The following is an 18,417-nucleotide window of genomic DNA, read 5'->3' as shown; positions in this document are numbered from 1 at the left end:
GCAACGGATTGAGTCACCTGGCGCCCCGCAAGTAGCTGTTTAAATCGGCGCATGCGCAACATCCTAGAGAAGCGCACTGGACAGTGTCAAGAATCACGCACAACTAAAAAAACCCGCACGCGGCGGGCCTTTTCGTTGAGCAAGAGGGATCATCCGGCGATGACACGGTCCGCCGAGAGCTTGCCCGCACCTTCGATCAATACCGCGATACTGCCACCGAGCAAGGCCAGGGCGAACTCATAACCGTTGTTGGCCATGAACAGCCCATTGCTGATGTGCACCGAAAAAATCGCCACCAGTGACAAAAAGATCAGGCCCACTGCGGCCGGGCGAACCAACAGGCCGATGATCAGCGCCAGGCCAGCGAAAAACTCGGTACCTCCGGCCAGAGTCGCCATCAGATAGCCCGGCGTGAGGCCGAGGCTTTCCATGTATTGCGCGGTTCCCGCCAGGCCGTAGCCACCGAATGCGCCGAAGAGTTTCTGCGAACCGTGAGCCGCAAACACAATGCCGACCACGACACGCAGGACGGTCAGGCCGTAGCCAGCGCGGGTAAACAGTACCTTGTTGATCAGAGCGCTCATGTTGTTTCATTCCTTGTAAGTGTGTGTGGGTTGGCCGCTATATTAATCAGTAAACCGCATGTTAAAAGCGCAAAAAACCCGCCATAACAATCAGATTAGTTGATCATTTTCGCGAGGCAACTTTTTGCCCCTGCGGCTCCAACGACTCGCGCTCCCGGTCGTACGCCAGGTAATACTTATTCACGCTATTAACATAGCTGACAGGCCCCATCCCCACTTGCTCCATGGCAATGCGCTCGACCTGGAAGAACCACTGGTTGGGATTCAATCCGCGCCGCCGGGCTTCGGCACGCATGCCCTGAACCCGCTCCGGCCCGATGTTGTAGGCCGCCAGCACGAAGGCCATGCGCTCGCGTTCGTTAAGCTTGGGGCTGGCAAAGAATTTGCGCCGGATCATCGCCAGGTACTTGGCCCCGGCCTGCACATTGCCGTCCACATCCTGGATATTGTTGACCCCTACCCGCTGCGCGGCAGACGGTGTGATCTGCATCAGGCCAGTCGGGCCGCCACCACCGTGCGCCTCTGGTTGCAGGGCTGATTCCTTGAAGGCCAACGCCGCCAGGTTCAGCCAGTCCATGCCCTGGGCGTCGGCATGCTTTTGCAGCACCGGGCGAAGTTTTTCCAGGCGCTGGCGGTCTGCCTTGGCCAAGGGATAGTGCACTTGGTAAAGACGCCGATAGATGCGCAGGAACGCGGCGTCCTGATCCGACGGTTTTTTGTAGACAGTGAGGAAGCGATCAATGCTGGCCCGCAGCATCGATGCATCCCGGCGCACGAACCAGAACTCTTCACCCGGCTCGCTGATGTGGACCTGCTTGTCGAAACGCAGCTTGGGCAAGATCTTGCCCCAGCGTTCGGCAATCGGCTGTTCGACGATGGTCAGGTGAAAGATACCGCCCTGGACCATCTCCAGCACGTCCTCGACGGCAAGGCTGGGGTCGACCCACTCGATTTTGACCGGTGGCAACTTGTGCAGGGCGAGCTTTTGATTGATCTGGCTGACGGCATCCCCGGCGGCGCTACCGGCGGGTAATGCCAGGGTCTTGCCCGACAGTTGCTCAAGCCGGGTGTAGCGGCGCTCGCCTTTGATGCCCACCAGGACCAACGGGATGTTGCTGGCCAGCGGCTCGCTGGTGCTGATGGCAAACCCTGCCTGCAAATCCAGCAACTCGCCCGGCGCCACCAAATCGCCCTCACCGCGCTGCAATGCGCCGAGCAGTTGATCCTTGGCCTTGGGAATGATCTTGAGGGTGATTTCCTGACCGTCACGGGCGTGACCGTTGAGGTATTGCTCGAACGCTTTCAAGCGGTGATATTCGACGCCGATCTCTTGCCCTTGGACTTCGCCGGAGCTGTTGCGACTCTGGTTGACCAGCACGCGCAACACGCGGCTGCTGCGGATCGCCGCCAGGTCGCGCACCTCGCTGGCCGGCACGGCTTGCAGCGGCCCGGGCAGCCGCGCCACTGCGGACACCGGCAGCAGCAGCGAACAACACAGCAGGAGCAAAACCGAGGGACGAATCATCCACTCTCCGGAAAGAATAGGGAGCCGACTGCATGACGAACGGCATCAAGCACAGCGACAAAAACGGGCGCCTTAAGCGCTGGCAAAGTACGAAAGACTGGCACAATGATGGCAAAACTACCAACCCGGCCCGTCTGTCGGCTCAAGAGACAGCGTTAACTCATTGTAGTTCTTGGCTTTTCTTATAAATCCGTAGCTCTGATATGCTTTCCGGCCTTTGGGCCGAGGTAGCACCATGCAACTCATCGATATCGGCGTCAACCTGACCAACCCCAGTTTTGCCGACAAGCACCAGGCCGTACTCGACCGCGCCTACGCGGCCGGCGTCTGCCAATTGGTGCTGACCGGCACCAGTGTCGAGGGCAGCGAACAGGCCCTTGAGCTCTGCCAGCAACTGGACGCCAGCGCCCTGCGCCTGTTCGCCACGGCCGGCATTCACCCGCACAGCGCCAGCGACTGGAACGCCGACAGTGCCCGCCGTTTGCGCAGTTTGCTCAAGGAACCGAACGTGCTGGCCGTGGGCGAATGCGGGCTGGATTTCAACCGCGATTTCTCGCCGCGCCCGCAACAGGAAAAGGTCCTCGAAGAACATCTGGCGCTGGCCGTCGAATTGCAGCTGCCCGTGTTTCTCCACGAACGCGATGCCAGCCAGCGCTTGCTGGACATCCTGCGCGACTTCCGCGACCAATTGCCCGCCGCCGTGGTGCATTGCTTCACCGGCGAGCAGAAGGCCCTGTTCAGCTACCTCGACCTGGACTTGCACATCGGCATCACCGGCTGGATCTGCGACGAGCGCCGGGGCACGCACTTGCACCCGCTGGTCAAGGAGATCAAGCGCGGGCGCCTGATGCTGGAAAGCGATGCTCCCTACCTGCTGCCCCGCAGCCTGCGGCCAAAACCGAAGAGCGGGCGAAACGAGCCGGCGTACCTCACAGAGGTGTTGCGCGAAGTGGCGCTACATCGCGGGGAAACCCAGGAAGATCTGGCCGCACACACCACAGCGTGCGCCCGCGAGTTCTTCGACCTCCCTTCAATCCCCCGGTAACCAAAATTCCCCCTGTAGGAGCGAGCCTGCTCGCGATGGCGTCGTGTCTGGCAGCATAGAGTTGACTGACAGAACGCTATCGCGAGCAGGCTCACTCCCACATTGACCTGCATCAAAACCCGGCTTCTCCATGACAGCACAATGCTGGCACCTTGCCAAAACTGTTTCCGCTATCAGAGAAGACCTCCATGGGTGCCTGGCTTAGCAATATTTCGCTGAAATACAAATTCTGGGCGGTCAATGCCGTCGCGTTCGTCACCACGCTGCTGTTGGTGTTGTACGCCGTGCACCTCGAACAACAGGCTCGCAGTCACGCAGCCCAGGCTTCGGCCCAGGTCCAGGCACGACTGCTGAAAGCCTGGCCCGACGGGCAACCGTTGCCCAACGCCGAGAACGTGTTGGTGTTCAGTCGCGGGCAGATGCCCTCCCTTGATGGGCAACCCGTGCCAGATCTGGACAATGCCCAGGGGTGGGTCGAAATCAACACCATGCCGCTGTTCGATGACAATCCGTTGATGGGCGCCGAAGTCTTCCGTCGTGCCGATCAACAGGTTGCCGTGATCGCCCACGGCCCGAGCCTGAGCCAGGTGTTCAACGAACGCTTTGCCCACTACGCGGTGGCAGTGTTGATCCTGATGCTGGCCATGCTCGGTGCCTCACAGTTGCTGATCCGCTTCCTCCTGAGCCAGCTCAACACCTTGAAGGACGTGATGTTGCACGTGGAGAAAACCGGCGATCTGGCGGCCAGCATGAACGAAGTACGCCATGGCATGCTCGGCCAGCAAAGTGAAACCGACCAAGCCGCCACGGCGATCAACGAAATGAGCGCCACGGTCTATCACATCGCCCAGCATGCAGGCGCCACCCGTGACCTTTCGCAATCGGCCGACACCCTGGCCAGCAGTGGGCAGGACGTGGTGGCGCGGGTGCAGCGCTCGATTGCCGGACTGTCCACCGGTGTCCAGCAGACGGCCGAGATGATTCAACGCCTGGCCGAGGACAGCCAGAAAATCAACGGCGTGGTCAACGTGATTCACAGCATCGCTGAGCAGACCAACCTGCTGGCGTTGAACGCCGCCATCGAAGCGGCCCGGGCCGGCGAAATGGGCCGTGGGTTTGCCAGCGACCACCAGCCATGAGCTGGCGGCACTGGCTGGTGAATTGAACAAGGCCATCGGTCAGTTGAAGCTCTGAGCCAGGCCGGCGAAGGCGCATGCCTTAGACTTGGTCAGGCCGGCTCCGCGACTTTCACCGCTTTCAACTGTGCCTCCCGCGCCTGGGCATCAGCCAGCCGATACAGCTCGATCGAACCATCCCAGTGTTCGATCAACGCCGTGCACGACTCCACCCAATCGCCGCAATTGAGGTAGTCCACCTCGCCCACCTTGCGAATCTCGGCATGGTGAATGTGCCCGCACACCACGCCGTGCAGCTCGCGCTTGACGCATTCGTGGGCGATGGCCTCTTCGAAGTCGCTGATGAAGCTGACCGCGGATTTCACCTTATGCTTGAGGTAGGCCGACAGCGACCAGTAACCGTAGCCATACCGCGCGCGCCAATGATTGAGCCAGCGGTTGAGGGTCAGGGTGAATTCGTAGGCTGAATCGCCAAGAAACGCCAGCCAGCGATGGTAGCGGGTGATCACATCGAACTGGTCACCATGGATCACCAGCAGGTGCCGGCCGTCGGCGGTGACGTGTACGGCCTCGTCGACCAACTGGATATTGCCCAGGATCAGTTTTGAATAGCGGCGCAGGAATTCGTCGTGGTTGCCGGTGACGTAGATCACTTCCGTACCGCGCTTGCTCATGGTCAGCAGGCGGCGGATGACGTTGGTGTGCGCTTGCGGCCAGTACATGCCGCCGCGCAGTTTCCAGCCATCGATGATGTCGCCCACCAAGTAGATCTTGTCGGCATGGTAGCCCTTGAGAAACTGCGACAGGTGTTCCGCCTGGCAATCGCGGGTGCCCAGGTGCACGTCAGAAATCCATAGCGTTCGTACGCGCTGCTTACGGGTGGGTTTGGCGAGCTCGGCGCTGGTCATGGGCAACCCTCTGGCAAGTTTTGCCAAGTCTGCCGCCAGCCGGTTAATGGCCCATGACAGCCGCAAGTCAGTCCTGTGACAGCGCGCAGGTGCGTGCCCGGTGTAGACTGACGCCCTGAACCGGGAGACCCGCGATGCGACCGATCCTCACACTGCGCCAATACAGCCACAACCTGATCGTCCACAGCCACGACCACGCGCAACTGGTGTTCGGGCTGTCGGGCGCGCTGGATTTTGAGGTCGATGGCCGCGGCAGCCAGGTGGTCCAGCAGAGTTTTGTGGTGATACCGTCGGGGGCTCACCATGCCTGTGGCAGTCCCAACGGCAGCCGTTGCCTGGTCCTGGATGTACCCAGCGAACAGTGGGTCGCCGAGTCGCTGGGCGAGCATGCCGAACCCAGCCAACGGTTGCTCGGCAATGCCGGCCGGCTGACGCTGGACGCCGGGCAGAGTCAACTCGTCAGTTGGCTGGCGAATAGCCCGGTCGCTGATCCATTGATCGCGCAACAAGGCGCGGTGTTGTTGCTGGCCAGTCTCAACCATGCTCGGCCCGAGGCGGTCGGTAGCAGACGCCTGCCCTATGCCGCGCTCAATGCGCACATCGACCAGTACGCCGCGTACCCGCTGCAAGTGGCTGACCTGGCGCGGGTCGCCGGTCTGTCCAGCGCCCGCCTGCATGCACGGTTCGTCGCCGAATGCGGACAAACGCCGATGGACTACATCCGCAGTCGGCGCCTGCACATTGCCGTGGGCTTGCTGCGCACTACGCTGCTGCCCATCGGCGAAGTCGCCAGCCGTGTCGGTTACAGCTCGCAGAGTGCCTTCGCGGCGGCCGTGCTGCGCGAGTTCGGCGCATCGCCCGGAAAACTGCGGCGCGAGGCTGACGACAAACAACGATAGTCTGCCGACAGACTTGCCAAGCGATTACGCGCTTCAATAATGCCTCTGTTGGTTTTGTCGTTAAGGATCGCAATGACTCCCCGTACTGCCCTGGGCGCCCTGCATATCGGCGCATTGATGTTCGGCCTGACCGGCGTATTCGGCAAACTCGCTGCCGCATCACCGGCGATCATCGTATTCGGCCGTGCCGCTTTTGCTGTGCTTGCGCTGGGTTTTTTTGCCCGGTTCGCCAGTCAGACGCGCTGGCAGAAACTTGAGGCCGTGGACTGGCGCCGGCTGCTGCTCAGCGGCTTGTTGCTGGCCGGACACTGGGTAAGCTTCTTCATTGCGGTGAAGGTCGCAGGCGTCGCGATTGCAACGCTTGGCTTCGCCAGTTTCCCGGCCTTTACCGTGATCCTCGAAGGACTGATCTTCCGCGAACGCATTCGCGCCAATGAAATCGTGCTGGTACTGCTGGTGAGCGTCGGGTTGATCCTGGTCACACCTGACTTCGACCTGGCCAGCGGCGCCACCACCGGCCTGCTGTGGGCCGTGGGCTCCGGGTTGCTGTTTTCCCTGCTGTCATTGACCAACCGTGCAAGCTCCGGACGCGTCCCGCCAGTCCAGGCGGCCCTGTGCCAAAACGTGGTGGTTGCCCTATGCCTGCTGCCGGTGGCAGCACCACAGCTCAGTGAAGTGCGCGCCATCGACTGGCTGTGGATCGGCCTGCTCGGCGTGTTCTGCACCGGCGTTGCCCACAGCCTGTTCGTCGCCAGCCTGGCAGTGATCAAGGCGCGCACCGCTGCAGTGGTGTTCGCCCTGGAGCCGGTCTACGGCATCACGGTGGCCTGGCTGCTGTTCGACGAAAATCCGACCCTGCGCATGTTGCTGGGAGGCGCACTGATCATTGTGGCGATCGTGGTGTCCAGCCGACTGGCCAGCGGTTCGAGCAAGAACGCCGTTGCCGCCGAGGCGGCGTCTCACTGAGTACGGTCGTTGTGCCCCAGGTCGCGGGCCGGATCGATCTGGTCACGGACCCGCTGCTTCAGCACTTTGGCCTCGGGAAAGCCACCGTCCGCCTTGCGCTCCCAGATCTGCACGCTGTCACAGAAAATATGGAAGACCCCGCCGGTGCCCGGCACCAGGGAGACTTTGCCCAAATCGTCACCAAAGGTGCTGAGCAGTTCCTGGGCCAGCCAGGCTGCACGCAACAGCCACTGGCATTGCGTGCAATAAGTGATGACGATTTCGGGTTTGGCAGCGGTCATGATGGGAGCAACTCCAGGGTTTGACGTCGCCGCTATGATAGCCCAGGCGATGGCTGGCGAGATGGCAATACAGGTGGCGTTTCCAATTCGAACGTTGGCTCGATCATGGCCAGTTCTGCGTGCTGGTTGTTCGCGTCCGGCAGGATTACATCCCAGTTCGATGCCGTTGACAGTTCATCCAGATTCAGCCGGTATTCATCGTCAGTGGCGGGCTCGCGGGGCACGCCCAAACCCGGAGCCACCGCCTCGGCAACAACGACCGGGGCAGATGGATGCATAACAGGAGACCAGGTCACTGGCTCGGTAATCGCGGTCAGCGGACCAGACTGTGTTGGCTGCGACAATGATGCCGTGGCCTGATGCTGACGCCTGTAGCGAACAAACCAACCCAGCGCCAACATCGACAACAACGTTGGCAAACCGGCAATCAACGGCCAGTCAAATCCGGGAGCAGGTGCAATCGTGGGTTCGGGGACCACGGCAGCGGGTTCATTGGGTAATGCCTTCACCTTCTGGAGTTCCACCAGTTGGGTTCGCAACTCGGCCAACTGTTTTTTCTGATCGGCGATCAACTCGTTCTGATGTCGGAGCTTTGCGTTGAGCTCATCGACCGCGCTTTGTAACGACGGGTCCTGCACAGCGCTGGCGGTGAGTGGCTCGTCAGCGGGATCATCCATACGGATGTCAACGTCTGGGGTCGCCTCTGCCACGGGTGACGGCAGCTCGACCGGTTGAGTCGCGGGGAATGCGGACTCCGGAGTAACGGAAAGCGGCTCATCGGTGACAGGGACAATGCCTGGCGAACCCGGCGGATCGATCAGCACCGTGTACTCGCGCAGCAAGCGCCCATTGGGTTGATTGAGCTGCACGAGGAAATTCAGGAACGGTTCACGGACCGGTTTGCTGGACGTCACCTGGATCGACGTGCGATTGCCCCGCAGCACCGGGGTGAACGTCAGATTGTTGAGGAAACCGACTCGCTCGACCCCGGCACGGTTGAACTCATCCGCGGTTGCCAGGCTCACCGACAGGTCGCCCTCCTCCAGACCCGCTGCATCGACCAAGGCAATGTCGGCGCGCAGTGGTTGATCCAGTGCCGAATGCAGGGTGATTTCACCCAGGCCCAGCGCCGCTGCCCATGCCGAATAGATGACAACAGCAGCGGCCAGCAACCACTGTGAACAACCGCGTAAATCCAACCGCCAACACTTGAGCATGAGCATCCTTGGGATCGACAGAAACAACCTGCACGTGTTCGTACGTCCGTTACGAACACGATATTGCCAAGTAGTTCTTATAGTCGGCCCGGTGCGGTATCTCAAAAGCCTGGCGTTCGGTTATGCCTCAAGATTTTTCAAGGTTGCCCAGGATGTGCCCGTGAACCCGCATGCACACCTTCAAATCCGCCTCATCGACGCCTTCGAACAGCTCGAGACGCAGTTGCGTGGCAATGGTTTCAATTTGTTCGATCAGGGGCAGCGCTGGCGCGCAGAGCACGATTTTTTTTGCCCGACGGTCTTCCAGCACGGCGTGGCGTTGCACCAGGCCCTGGCTTTCCAGACTGTCGAGCAAGCGGGCCAGGGTCGGCCCTTCGACGCCGACGCTTTGCGCCAGCTCACGCTGGGTTGGTGGAGACTCGAAACGGGCCAGGTGCAGCAGCACCAGCCAGCGCGCCTGGGACAAGCCCATGCCCGCCAGCCGGCGATCCAGTTCGGCACGCCAGCCGCGAGACATCTGGGCCAATTGCATGCCAAAACGGTGTTGATCGGTTAACGGCATAAAACACTCATGGTTAGTCTGAAGTAATAAATACTAATTATTAGCCAGCTAAGCATGAGCCTCGACTGGAGGCAAGGCTTGATCTGTAGTGAATCGTTACATCAGCACGACAGCGGTCTTAAATCTCGAATTCCGACTGCAAGGCTGCCCGAACGCAGTACAAGACGCCTTCCGGCACACGCCCGGCGAACAGCGCTGCAATCTCCGAAACCGGCGGCAACTCACCTTCGCCGTCGAGGAAGGCGTCCTGCACTTCACCCATCAGGTCTTCGGGCAGGTCCAGCGCCTGTTCCAGCGATAACTGCTGCTTGCCGATCGCTTCGGCGAGCATGGTGTAGACGTTTTTTTCCGAGCACTGCAACTGACCGGCGATCTGCACCGGCGTCATGCCGGCCCGTGCCAGCGTGATCAGTTCGTGGCGCACATCGGCCACCGCTTGCGGTGCCTCGACCTGGCCGCCGAGCACTTCGAGGAACGCCTCGCCATAACGCTCCAGCTTGCGCGCGCCGACGCCGCTGACCGTGGCCATTTCCGCCAGCGAGGTCGGCTGGCTGCGGAGCATCTCCAGCAAGGTCGAGTCGGGGAAAATGACGTACGGCGGCACGCCATGTTCCTCCGCGAGCTTGCGTCGCAAGGCGCGCAGGGCTTCCCACTGCTCGCGCTCTTCGCCGCGGACCAGTTGGCTCGCCGGGCTCTTGTTGCCTTTGGCGACGTTGGTTTGCGCCTTGAGGTCGCGGCGCAGCTCCAGGGTCACCTCGCCCTTGAGCAGTGGTCGGCAACTGTCGCTCAGGCGCAAGCCGCCATAACCTTCGAGGTCGATATCGGCCAGGCCACGGGCGACCAACTGGCGGAACAACGAACGCCATTCACCCTCCGCCATCGCCTTGCCAACACCAAACACCGACAGGTGCTGATGGCCGAAGCTGCGGACCTTTTCGTTGTCTTTACCGAGCAATACATCCACCAAATGCCCGACGCCATAGCGCTGACCGGTGCGGTAGATCGCCGACAACGCCTGACGCGCCGGCTCAGTGGCATCCCAGGTCTGCACGCCGTCGACGCAGTTGTCGCAATGCCCGCAAGGCTCGGGCATGTCTTCATCGAAATAGGCCAGCAGCGTCTGTCGACGGCAACGGGTTTCCTCGCAGAGCGAGAGCATGGCGTCGAGCTTGTGCTGCTCCAGGCGCTTGTGGCGCTCGTCACCTTCGGAGTTCTGCAGCATTTGCTTGAGCATCACCACGTCTTGCAGGCCGTAGGCCATCCAGGCATCCGCCGGCAAGCCATCACGACCGCCACGACCGGTTTCCTGGTAATAGGCCTCGAGGGATTTCGGTATATCGAGGTGGGCGACAAACCGCACGTTGGGCTTGTCGATGCCCATGCCGAACGCCACGGTGGCGACCATGATCAGCCCTTCCTCATTGAGGAAGCGCTTCTGATGGTAGGACCGCAGATCGTTGGGCAGCCCGGCGTGATACGGCAACGCCGGGAAGCCTTGTTCGCTGAGGAAGGCGGCAACTTCCTCGACTTTCTTGCGCGACAGGCAATAGACGATGCCGGCATCGCTGCGGCGCTCGGCGAGGAACGCCAGCAACTGCTTGCGTGGCTGTTCCTTGGGCACGATGCGGTAAAAGATGTTCGGCCGGTCGAAGCTCGACAGGAAGCGCTCGGCATCCTGCAGGTGCAGGCGGGTGACGATTTCTTCCCGGGTGCGCTTGTCGGCGGTGGCGGTCAGGGCGATGCGCGGCACGTCGGGGAACATTTGCGCCAATTGGCCCAGTTGCAGGTATTCCGGACGGAAGTCATGGCCCCATTGCGATACGCAGTGGGCTTCATCGATGGCGAACAGCGCGATGTTCAAGCCCTGCAGGAACGACAGCATGCGCGGCTGGACCAGACGTTCCGGTGCCAGATAGAGCATTTTCACTTCGCCGCGCCGGATGCGCTCAGCGAGGTCGCGCTGTTGCTCGGCGCTGAGGGTGGAGTTCAACGCGGCGGCAGCCACGCCCAGCTCTTCGAGGGTGGCGACCTGATCGTCCATCAGCGCGATCAGCGGCGAAACCACCACGGCCAGGCCTTCGCGCAACAGCGCCGGCACCTGGAAGCACAGGGACTTGCCGCCGCCGGTAGGCATCAGCACCAGGGCATCGCCGCCACTGGCCACGCGCTCAATGATTGCACCCTGGCGGCCACGGAAACTGTCGTAGCCGAAGATGTCCTTGAGGACGCGTTGAGCCTGTTCGAGCATAGAAACTCCAAAAATCACCGAAACATCCCTGCAAGGCTGGTTCAGAACCCGCAACGCTGCACCCGACAAATCGTAAGTGCGCATTGCATGACGCTTAAAATTTCAGCCGTGACGCCAGCAGGGCATCACAAAACGCGCGAGTATACCCGAGCACCGCCGGGCAAAGGGCACCGCTGATAAGACACGCTCCATGCAATGCAAAAACTGTAGGAGCGAGCCTGCTCGCGATGAGGCCATCACTGTCAACATGGATTTCGCCTGAACCACCGCTTCGCGAGCAGGCTCGCTCCTACAGGGAATACGGGGCAAATATGCCGTGCGGCTGGCCCAAGCGCGCAAGAAGGCCTAGAATTCCCGCATCGAACATTCCCCAAGGTAGTCCTTTAATGTCCTTCGCTGAGCAACTAACCCGCCTGCAAGTCTTCCTCGACGCTGATGAACTGCATGACGAGGCGCTGGACTACGTGGCCGCCCACGGCTACCTCACCGCGCTGTCGATTTGTTCCGAGGTGGTTCCGGACCGTGAATGGATCGACGCCCTGTTCGCTGAAGAGCCGCATTACAGCAGCGAAGCCCAGCGCGAAGAAATCGAAGCCACGCTGATCGGCCTCAAGGCCCACATCGCGCGCCAACTGGCTTCCGATGAAGAATTCGAATTGCCCTGCGACCTCGACCTGGGCGACGAGCCGGATGATTCCGAACTGCGCGGCTGGTGCATCGGTTTCATGGAAGGGGTGTTCCTGCGCGAAGAAGCCTGGTTCGAAACCGCCGAAGACGAAGTCAGCGAAATGCTCCTGCCGATCATGGTCGGTTCGGGCCTGTTCGACGAACAGCCAGAGTTCGAAGACATCGCCAAAGACGCCAACCTGATGGACGACATGATCGTACAGATCCCGGAAGCCCTGACCGCGCTGTACCTGTTGTGTCAGGCACCCGATGAAAAACCGGCGATTCTCAAGCCTCGTCACCACTAAGGTCTTGCCTATGGACAACCCCATAGGCAACCGCCCCCTGATGTTGCGCTACGTACTGCTGGCTATCGGCTGGCTGAGCGTGGCGCTGGGGGTGATCGGGATCTTCCTGCCGGTACTGCCCACCACGCCCTTCCTGCTGCTGGCGGCCGCCTGTTTCGCCCGCAGTTCGCCGCGTTTTTATCAATGGCTGGTGGAACATCCGCGGCTCGGCCCGTGGATTCGCGACTACCTCGATGGCAATGGCATCCCGCTCAAGGGCAAGGTCTACGCTATCAGCCTGATGTGGGCGAGCATCCTGTTCTCCTGCTACCTGGTACCGCTGCCCTGGGCGCGAGGTTTCATGCTGACCAGTGCCGTGCTGGTGACCTTCTACATCCTCAAGCAGAAAACCCTGCAAAAACCCTGAAGCTCCCTCGCCACAAAAGCACGTGCGAGTTCAAGAGAGCCAACGCCAGCGCAATCCCGACGATCTGCCCTACCCCTGCAAAAACACCACCTAAACTTCACACACCTACATTCGAGCAGCCAGACATGGCCCGCAGTCTGCGTAGTCCAGGATGGTCAACGCTCCGACTTCGGCTCGGTGGATGCTTGCTGCTGGTCGCTTTGCTCCTGGGCGCATTCAACGGCGTGCGGGCCGACTGGGATTTTGCGCAGATTCTGCAAACCGTCGAAAAACGCTACGGCGCCCTGGGGCCTGCCCGCGGGCGCATCGAAGCGTGGGGCCAAATGCTGCAAGGCGCGCGCGGCGCACCTGAGCGCGAGCAGCTCGACGTGGTGAACCGCTTCTTCAATCAACAACTCAAATTCCAGAGCGATACGCAAATCTGGCAACAGACCGATTACTGGGCCACGCCCGTCGAAGCGCTGATCAAGGGTGCCGCCGATTGCGAAGATTACGCCCTGGCCAAATATTTCAGCCTGCGCCAGCTCGGCATCCCCAGCGAACAACTGCGCATCACCTACGTCAAGGCCCTGAGCCAGAACCAGGCGCACATGGTGTTGACGTTCTACAGCACCCCCACCGCCGACCCACTGGTGCTGGACAACCTGATCGGCGAAATCCGCCCCGCTTCCCAACGCAAAGACTTGCTGCCGGTGTACGCCTTCAATGCCGAAGGCTTGTACCTGCCGGGCAAGAACGGCGGCCAGCGCAGCAGCGACTCGAAAAAACTGTCGCGCTGGCAGGACGTGTTGAAAAAGATGCAGGCCGAAGGGTTCGACATCGGCGACGGCTGACTGCCATCGCAAGGAGCGATCAATGACACTGCGTAAACAGTTGTTTCTAGCCATCTGCCTGTTCCTGCTGGTGGCGTTCAGCGGCAGTTTTTTTACCAGCCTGGAAAGCTCTCGCGAGCAGACGCTCAGCCAGTTGCGCGCCCACGCCCAGGACGCGGCGACGGCGCTGGGGCTGTCGTTGACGGCACAGGTCGATGACCCGGCCATGATGGAGCTGATGGTCAGCTCGATTTTCGACAGCGGCTATTTCAGCAGCATCCGTGTCGTCACGATCAAGGATCAGCAAACGCTGGTGGAGCGCAGTGTCCCGGCGAAAATCAAAGGCGTACCGGCCTGGTTCATCAAACTGGTTAACCTGCGTCCCGAAGGTGGCGATGCCTTGATCATGCGCGGCTGGGAACAACGAGCCCGGGTCGAAGTGCTGAGCAATCCGCAATTCGCCCTGGCCAAGCTCTGGGACAGCACCCTCGGCAGCCTGATCTGGTTGCTGTTGTGCGGACTGTTCAGCGCCATTATTGGAGGCTGGATGCTGCGCCGGCAGTTTCGCCCGCTCGACAGCATGGTCAAACAGGCTGAAGCCATCAGTCACCGTGAATTTCTCAGCCTGCCGAAACTGCCGCGCACCCCGGAGCTCAAACGGGTGGTGCTGGCGATGAACCAGATGGTCGAAAAACTCAAGGCGCTGTTCAACGAAGAGGCCGAACGCTGCGAAAAACTGCAGGCGCAATCTTACCGGGACAGCCTCACGGGCCTGGCCAATCGGCGCCTGCTCGACGAACAACTGGCCGACCATCTGCGCGCAGGCGAACAAAGCCGCGACGGTCATTTGCTGATGTTGCGGATCAACGACCTGAACGGGCTCAACCAGCGACTGGGCGGCCAGCGCACGGATGCGCTGATCAGTGCCGTGGGCGAAGTGCTCCAGCGCCTCACTCAATTGCCGGAGCGTCGTACCTGGCTGGCGGCGCGCAATCGCGGTGGTGAATTCAGCCTGTTGATGCCGGGCCTGGATGCAGACAGTGCCGCGCGCCTGGCAGCCGATCTCAGCGCCAGCCTGGAAAACCTGCGCCTGACCGGCGCCAGCGATTGCCTGCCCGTCGCCCATCTAGGGGGGGTCGCCTACCGCCCCGGCGAGGCGATAGGCAACGTACTGCTGCGCCTCGATCAAGCGTTGACCGAATCGCGACAGCATCCCGAGCGACCCTGGGTGCATTTGAGCCAGCGCGACGCGGCGCCGAATCACTCCCAACACGACTGGCGCACCTGGATCGACGAGGCCCTGATCGAAGGCAAGATGCCGTTGTACTTCCAGCCCGTGGTGCAATGCGCCGACACAAGCCAGGTGCTGCATCACAAAGTGCTCGCTCGCCTGATCGACCCACAAGGCGAGGCCATTGCTGCCGGGCACTTCCTGCCGTGGATCGAGCGTCTCGGCTGGTCGGCACGTTTCGACCTGGCGATGCTCGAAGCCACGCTGGACGAACTGGTGATCCACCGCAGGCCCTTGGCACTGAGCCTGTCGGGCAGCACGCTAAGCGAGCCCGTGCACTGGCGAACCCTCCTCGACCTGCTCGAATCCCTGCCCGAACTGGCGCCGCTGCTGACGCTGGAAATCGACGAGCGTCAGCTCCCGTCCCCGGAGGTGTTGCACAACATGAGCAGCACATTGCTCAAGACCGGCTACCGCATCGGCCTGCAACACTTTGGCGGACGCTTCAGCCAGATCGGCAACCTGACCCAACTCGGGTTGGCGTACATGAAAATCGATGGGGCCTATATCCGCAACATCGACACGCACCCTGACAAATGGCTGTTCATCGACGCGATCTTTCGTGCGACCCACAGCATAGATTTGCCGCTGATTGCCGAAATGGTCGAAACCCAGGGGGAGCTGGAAGCGATCAGGGCGTTGGGCGTGTTTGGGGCGATGGGGCGGTTGATCGGGGCACCAGAGCCTATGTAACGATCCGCCTGCTTGCTGCAGACGTTATCTCGAGTCATAAAAAACCCGCCATCCCTTGCACAGGGATGGCGGGTTTTTTATTCGGCTTTCAGGTCACACGGTATCCACCTTCAACGAATGATCGTTGAGCATGCCGTTGATGATGGTCGCCGTGTCGTGCCCGCCCGCGATCACTCCGCCTGCCCCCGGCGTTACCCCGTAGTGACTGGCGAGGTTGACGCCGGCCAGGTCGATGGTCTGGTTCGGTGCCGCGCCGGCCATGGCGCTGACATCGATGCTGGTCACGGTCGACAGCCCGCTGCCGGTAACGGTGAAGTGCAGGTAGTCATCCAGCGACGCCGCGGTGCTGTTCTCCCCTTGCAACAGTTGCGACAGGTCGAGCTTGTCGGTGCCTGGCGTAAAGTCGGTGATCACATCGTGGCCGCTGTTGCCCTTGAGCCACTGGAAGGTGTCAGCCCCGGCGCCACCGGTGAGGGTGTTGTTGCCCATCCCGCCGATCAGCAGGTCATCGCCGCCCCCGCCATTAAGGATGTCGTTGCCCAGGCCACCGTTGATCACGTTGTTATTGTTGTCACCGGTCAGGGTGTCGTTGAAGTTCGAGCCGGTGAGGTTTTCGATGCCGGTCAGCGTGTCCGTGCCCGCGCCAATGGTGTTCTGCGCACCGAGCAGGCCGAGGTTGACCGTGACCCCGGCCGTCGCATGGGCATAGCTTGCCGTGTCGATGCCAGTGCCGCCGTCGAGGAGGTCATTGCCCGGACCGCTGTAGAGCAAGTCATTGCCGGCGCCGCCGTGCAGTTCATTGTTGCCGGAACCGGCAATGAGCACATCGTTGCCGTCGCCGGCATTGATAATGTTGTCGCCGGGGCCCGCCACCAGCACGTCATCGCCACTGGTGCCGGTGAGGGTGTGACCGTCCTGATAGCTGATGGTCAGGTTCGCCGAGTCACTGCCGCCGTGGTTGTCGTTGGCGGTGTAGGTGCCGTGGTAGTCAGGGGTGATGTCGTGCGCCCCGGCGTAGTTGACGGTCATGGTCAGCTTGTAGTTTTCCGAACCATTGCCGCCATTGCCCGGGCCGTCGGGAATGTTGACGATGTGAATCTGGTAGGTGCCGTCCGCCGACGCCGTAATGGTCTGACCATCAGCGACTGGCGTGTAGCCGCCGCCATTGACCGAATACTCCATCGTGATGTGCCCGGCCGCCAGGTTGTGGTCCAGGTTGAGGGTCTCGCCCTGCTTGAGGTTGACGGTGATGCGGTCCTCGTCATTGGTGCTGTTGCTGTTAACCGAGCCGAGAGAGCCACTGACGATCAGCATGGCGGTCATGGCCACGGTGTTGGCGACGAAGGCACTGCGGTCGATCGTGATTGCCTGAGCGTTGCTGCCGGTGAAGCTGAGGTTCTGGTTGGTCCCGATAAAGTCCGCGCCCTTCGCCGCCCAACCGGTATTGAACGAGGTCGGCGTCGCCGAGAGTTGATCGCCATTGGGGTCGGTGTCGTTGGCCAGCAATAGTTCACCCGGCACCACGATGTTGCCCGACAGCACGTTGGTGATGACGTGATCGTCGACTGCCACGGGCGGTGCGTTGGGGATCACTTTCACGATCAGGGTCGAGCTGGCCAAGTCGCCGTCGTTGTCGCTGACGGTGAAACCGATGTTTTCGGTGACCACCACCGCGGTGGATTTCTGTGAAATATAGGTGTAGTCGCCGGTATCGAGGTTGATCTGCAGCGTGCCGCTATTGTTGGTGGCGATGCTCAACGTGTTGTTCACGGTGTTGAACGTGCCGTGGTTGTCGCCGCCGCTGGCGGTCAGCGAGCCCTGGCCGCTGTTGCCGCGTGGATCATAGGTGTAGGTGGTGCCGTCGACCGTAATGGATTTGATGAAACCGCCATCGGCGCCGAACGTGCCGCCCTCGCCCAGCAGCGAACCGGTCACCGGAGCGCCAACCACGGTGCCGGACAGCACCGAGTTGAGCTGGTTGAGATCGGTCACCACCACCGAATTGGTGTTTGTGTGGGAGCTGCCGTCGTAGGCAAGCGGGTTGAGGTTGGCGTCGCTCACGCCGCTGCCCAGGCCAATCGCGTAGTTCTTGATGTTGTTGGCATCGAGGAAGGCTTTCAGCGCGGTTTCATCGGCGGTGCCGATATCCTGGCCGCTGGTGGGCTTGCCGTCGGAGAAGAAGTAGCCGACGTTTTGCGCCCCGGTCAGTTTGCCCGAGGTGTTGAACGCGGTCTGGAGGGTCGCCACGGCGGCGTCGTAGTTGGTACCGCCGCCAGCCGAAAGGCCGGCAAGCAGCGACTTGGCCGTCGCCACATCGACCCACACCGAAGTCTTGTCGGTCGCCGCGCTGCTGAAGGTCACCAGTTGCACCTTCACGTCGCCCAGGTCGTTGTATTTGTCCAGCAAGGCGCTGATGGCCTGCTTGGCCAGGGCCAGCCGTGACAGGCCCGGCACGCCGGAGGCATCGGCCATGCTGCCGGAGATGTCGAGCACGACCAGCACGTTGGAATCGATTTCCACCGCCGCCACGGAGCGATCCGACGCCACCGCTTTTGGCACGTCATCGACGATGTTCACCACGATGGTGCTGGTGACGATATTGCCTTGGCCGTCGGTGGCCTGATACGTGAACGTTTCATGCGTCACGTTCGCGCCATCGTTGGCGTGCGGCGTGGTGCTCGGCGGTGTGGTCAGGGTGTAGGTGTAGGTGCCGTTGGGGTTGATCTGGATTTGCCCATAGGCGCCGACGTTGCTGCCGACCAGCGCATAGGTGAGACCGCCCACCGCGCCGGTGACCGAGCCAACCAGCGTGCCCGACGCGGTTTCGCCGGTGTTGCCGGGGTCGCTGCCGATGACGGTGCCGGCGGCCA

General features: G+C 61.4%; 15 protein-coding genes and 1 pseudogene. 8 read left to right on the top strand and 8 right to left on the bottom strand.

The features are described 5' to 3' along the window. Positions 1 to 149: 149 nt before the first annotated feature. Together J1D76_RS22040 and J1D76_RS22035 are read right to left on the bottom strand one after the other, a co-directional pair. The gene (locus J1D76_RS22040) at positions 150 to 584 is read right to left on the bottom strand and encodes a DoxX family protein (RefSeq protein ID WP_421140458.1); all 435 of its coding nucleotides are present in this window, start codon (positions 582 to 584) and stop codon (positions 150 to 152) included. 103 nt (positions 585 to 687) lie between these two features. Then, positions 688 to 2,109 (bottom strand): transglycosylase SLT domain-containing protein, encoded by a 1,422-nt coding sequence (locus tag J1D76_RS22035; RefSeq protein WP_421140457.1) that lies wholly within the window; start codon positions 2,107 to 2,109, stop codon positions 688 to 690. Between the two features lie 235 nt (positions 2,110 to 2,344). Between J1D76_RS22035 and J1D76_RS22030 the strand changes: the two genes are divergently transcribed. Then, positions 2,345 to 3,154, top strand: coding sequence for a TatD family hydrolase (locus J1D76_RS22030; RefSeq protein ID WP_421140456.1), 810 nt, complete (start codon positions 2,345 to 2,347; stop codon positions 3,152 to 3,154). Positions 3,155 to 3,342: 188 nt separating this feature from the next. Next, a pseudogene (locus J1D76_RS22025) lies at positions 3,343 to 4,275 on the top strand (methyl-accepting chemotaxis protein); the annotation flags it as partial. A 107-nt stretch (positions 4,276 to 4,382) separates the two neighbouring features. Here the strand turns inward: J1D76_RS22025 and J1D76_RS22020 are convergent. Next, positions 4,383 to 5,198: a UDP-2,3-diacylglucosamine diphosphatase gene (locus tag J1D76_RS22020; protein WP_421140455.1), complete on the bottom strand. Its 816-nt coding sequence runs from the start codon at positions 5,196 to 5,198 to the stop codon at positions 4,383 to 4,385. A 134-nt stretch (positions 5,199 to 5,332) separates the two neighbouring features. Between J1D76_RS22020 and J1D76_RS22015 the strand changes: the two genes are divergently transcribed. After that, positions 5,333 to 6,097 (top strand): AraC family transcriptional regulator, encoded by a 765-nt coding sequence (locus J1D76_RS22015; protein ID WP_421140454.1) that lies wholly within the window; start codon positions 5,333 to 5,335, stop codon positions 6,095 to 6,097. A gap of 72 nt (positions 6,098 to 6,169) precedes the next feature. Then, entirely contained in the window at positions 6,170 to 7,063 is an 894-nt protein-coding gene (locus J1D76_RS22010) for a DMT family transporter (protein ID WP_421140453.1), read from the top strand. Here the strand turns inward: J1D76_RS22010 and J1D76_RS22005 are convergent. From J1D76_RS22005 to recQ, 4 genes are all read right to left on the bottom strand, one after another. Beyond that, complete coding sequence (locus J1D76_RS22005) at positions 7,057 to 7,344, bottom strand: SelT/SelW/SelH family protein (RefSeq protein ID WP_421140452.1); 288 nt, start codon at positions 7,342 to 7,344, stop codon at positions 7,057 to 7,059. The two genes, J1D76_RS22010 and J1D76_RS22005, sit on opposite strands and share 7 nt — an antisense overlap. Before the next feature lie 32 nt (positions 7,345 to 7,376). Further along, positions 7,377 to 8,561, bottom strand: coding sequence for a FimV family protein (locus J1D76_RS22000; RefSeq protein ID WP_421140511.1), 1,185 nt, complete (start codon positions 8,559 to 8,561; stop codon positions 7,377 to 7,379). Positions 8,562 to 8,688: 127 nt separating this feature from the next. Beyond that, a complete protein-coding gene (locus tag J1D76_RS21995; protein ID WP_421140451.1) occupies positions 8,689 to 9,123 on the bottom strand; it encodes a MarR family transcriptional regulator in 435 nt (144 codons plus the stop codon). Between the two features lie 118 nt (positions 9,124 to 9,241). Next, complete coding sequence (recQ, locus tag J1D76_RS21990) at positions 9,242 to 11,371, bottom strand: DNA helicase RecQ (protein WP_421140450.1); 2,130 nt, start codon at positions 11,369 to 11,371, stop codon at positions 9,242 to 9,244. A gap of 386 nt (positions 11,372 to 11,757) precedes the next feature. Between recQ and J1D76_RS21985 the strand changes: the two genes are divergently transcribed. The 4 genes from J1D76_RS21985 (at position 11,758) to lapD (ending at position 15,547) form a co-directional block, all read left to right on the top strand. Then, entirely contained in the window at positions 11,758 to 12,345 is a 588-nt protein-coding gene (locus J1D76_RS21985; RefSeq protein WP_421140449.1) for a UPF0149 family protein, read from the top strand. A 10-nt stretch (positions 12,346 to 12,355) separates the two neighbouring features. Beyond that, positions 12,356 to 12,751 (top strand): YbaN family protein, encoded by a 396-nt coding sequence (locus tag J1D76_RS21980; RefSeq protein ID WP_421140448.1) that lies wholly within the window; start codon positions 12,356 to 12,358, stop codon positions 12,749 to 12,751. A 125-nt stretch (positions 12,752 to 12,876) separates the two neighbouring features. Next, complete coding sequence (lapG, locus tag J1D76_RS21975) at positions 12,877 to 13,584, top strand: cysteine protease LapG (protein WP_421140447.1); 708 nt, start codon at positions 12,877 to 12,879, stop codon at positions 13,582 to 13,584. 22 nt (positions 13,585 to 13,606) lie between these two features. Next, positions 13,607 to 15,547 (top strand): cyclic di-GMP receptor LapD, encoded by a 1,941-nt coding sequence (gene lapD / locus J1D76_RS21970; RefSeq protein WP_421140446.1) that lies wholly within the window; start codon positions 13,607 to 13,609, stop codon positions 15,545 to 15,547. Between the two features lie 93 nt (positions 15,548 to 15,640). Here the strand turns inward: lapD and J1D76_RS21965 are convergent. Continuing rightward, positions 15,641 to 18,417, bottom strand: a 2,777-nt coding sequence (locus tag J1D76_RS21965; protein ID WP_421140445.1) for a type I secretion C-terminal target domain-containing protein, incomplete at its 5' end; no start/stop codon positions are given.

Source organism: Pseudomonas sp. NFX15 (genome assembly GCF_049132105.1).
Taxonomy (GTDB): domain Bacteria; phylum Pseudomonadota; class Gammaproteobacteria; order Pseudomonadales; family Pseudomonadaceae; genus Aquipseudomonas.
This window is presented reverse-complemented; position numbering and strand designations above follow the sequence as displayed.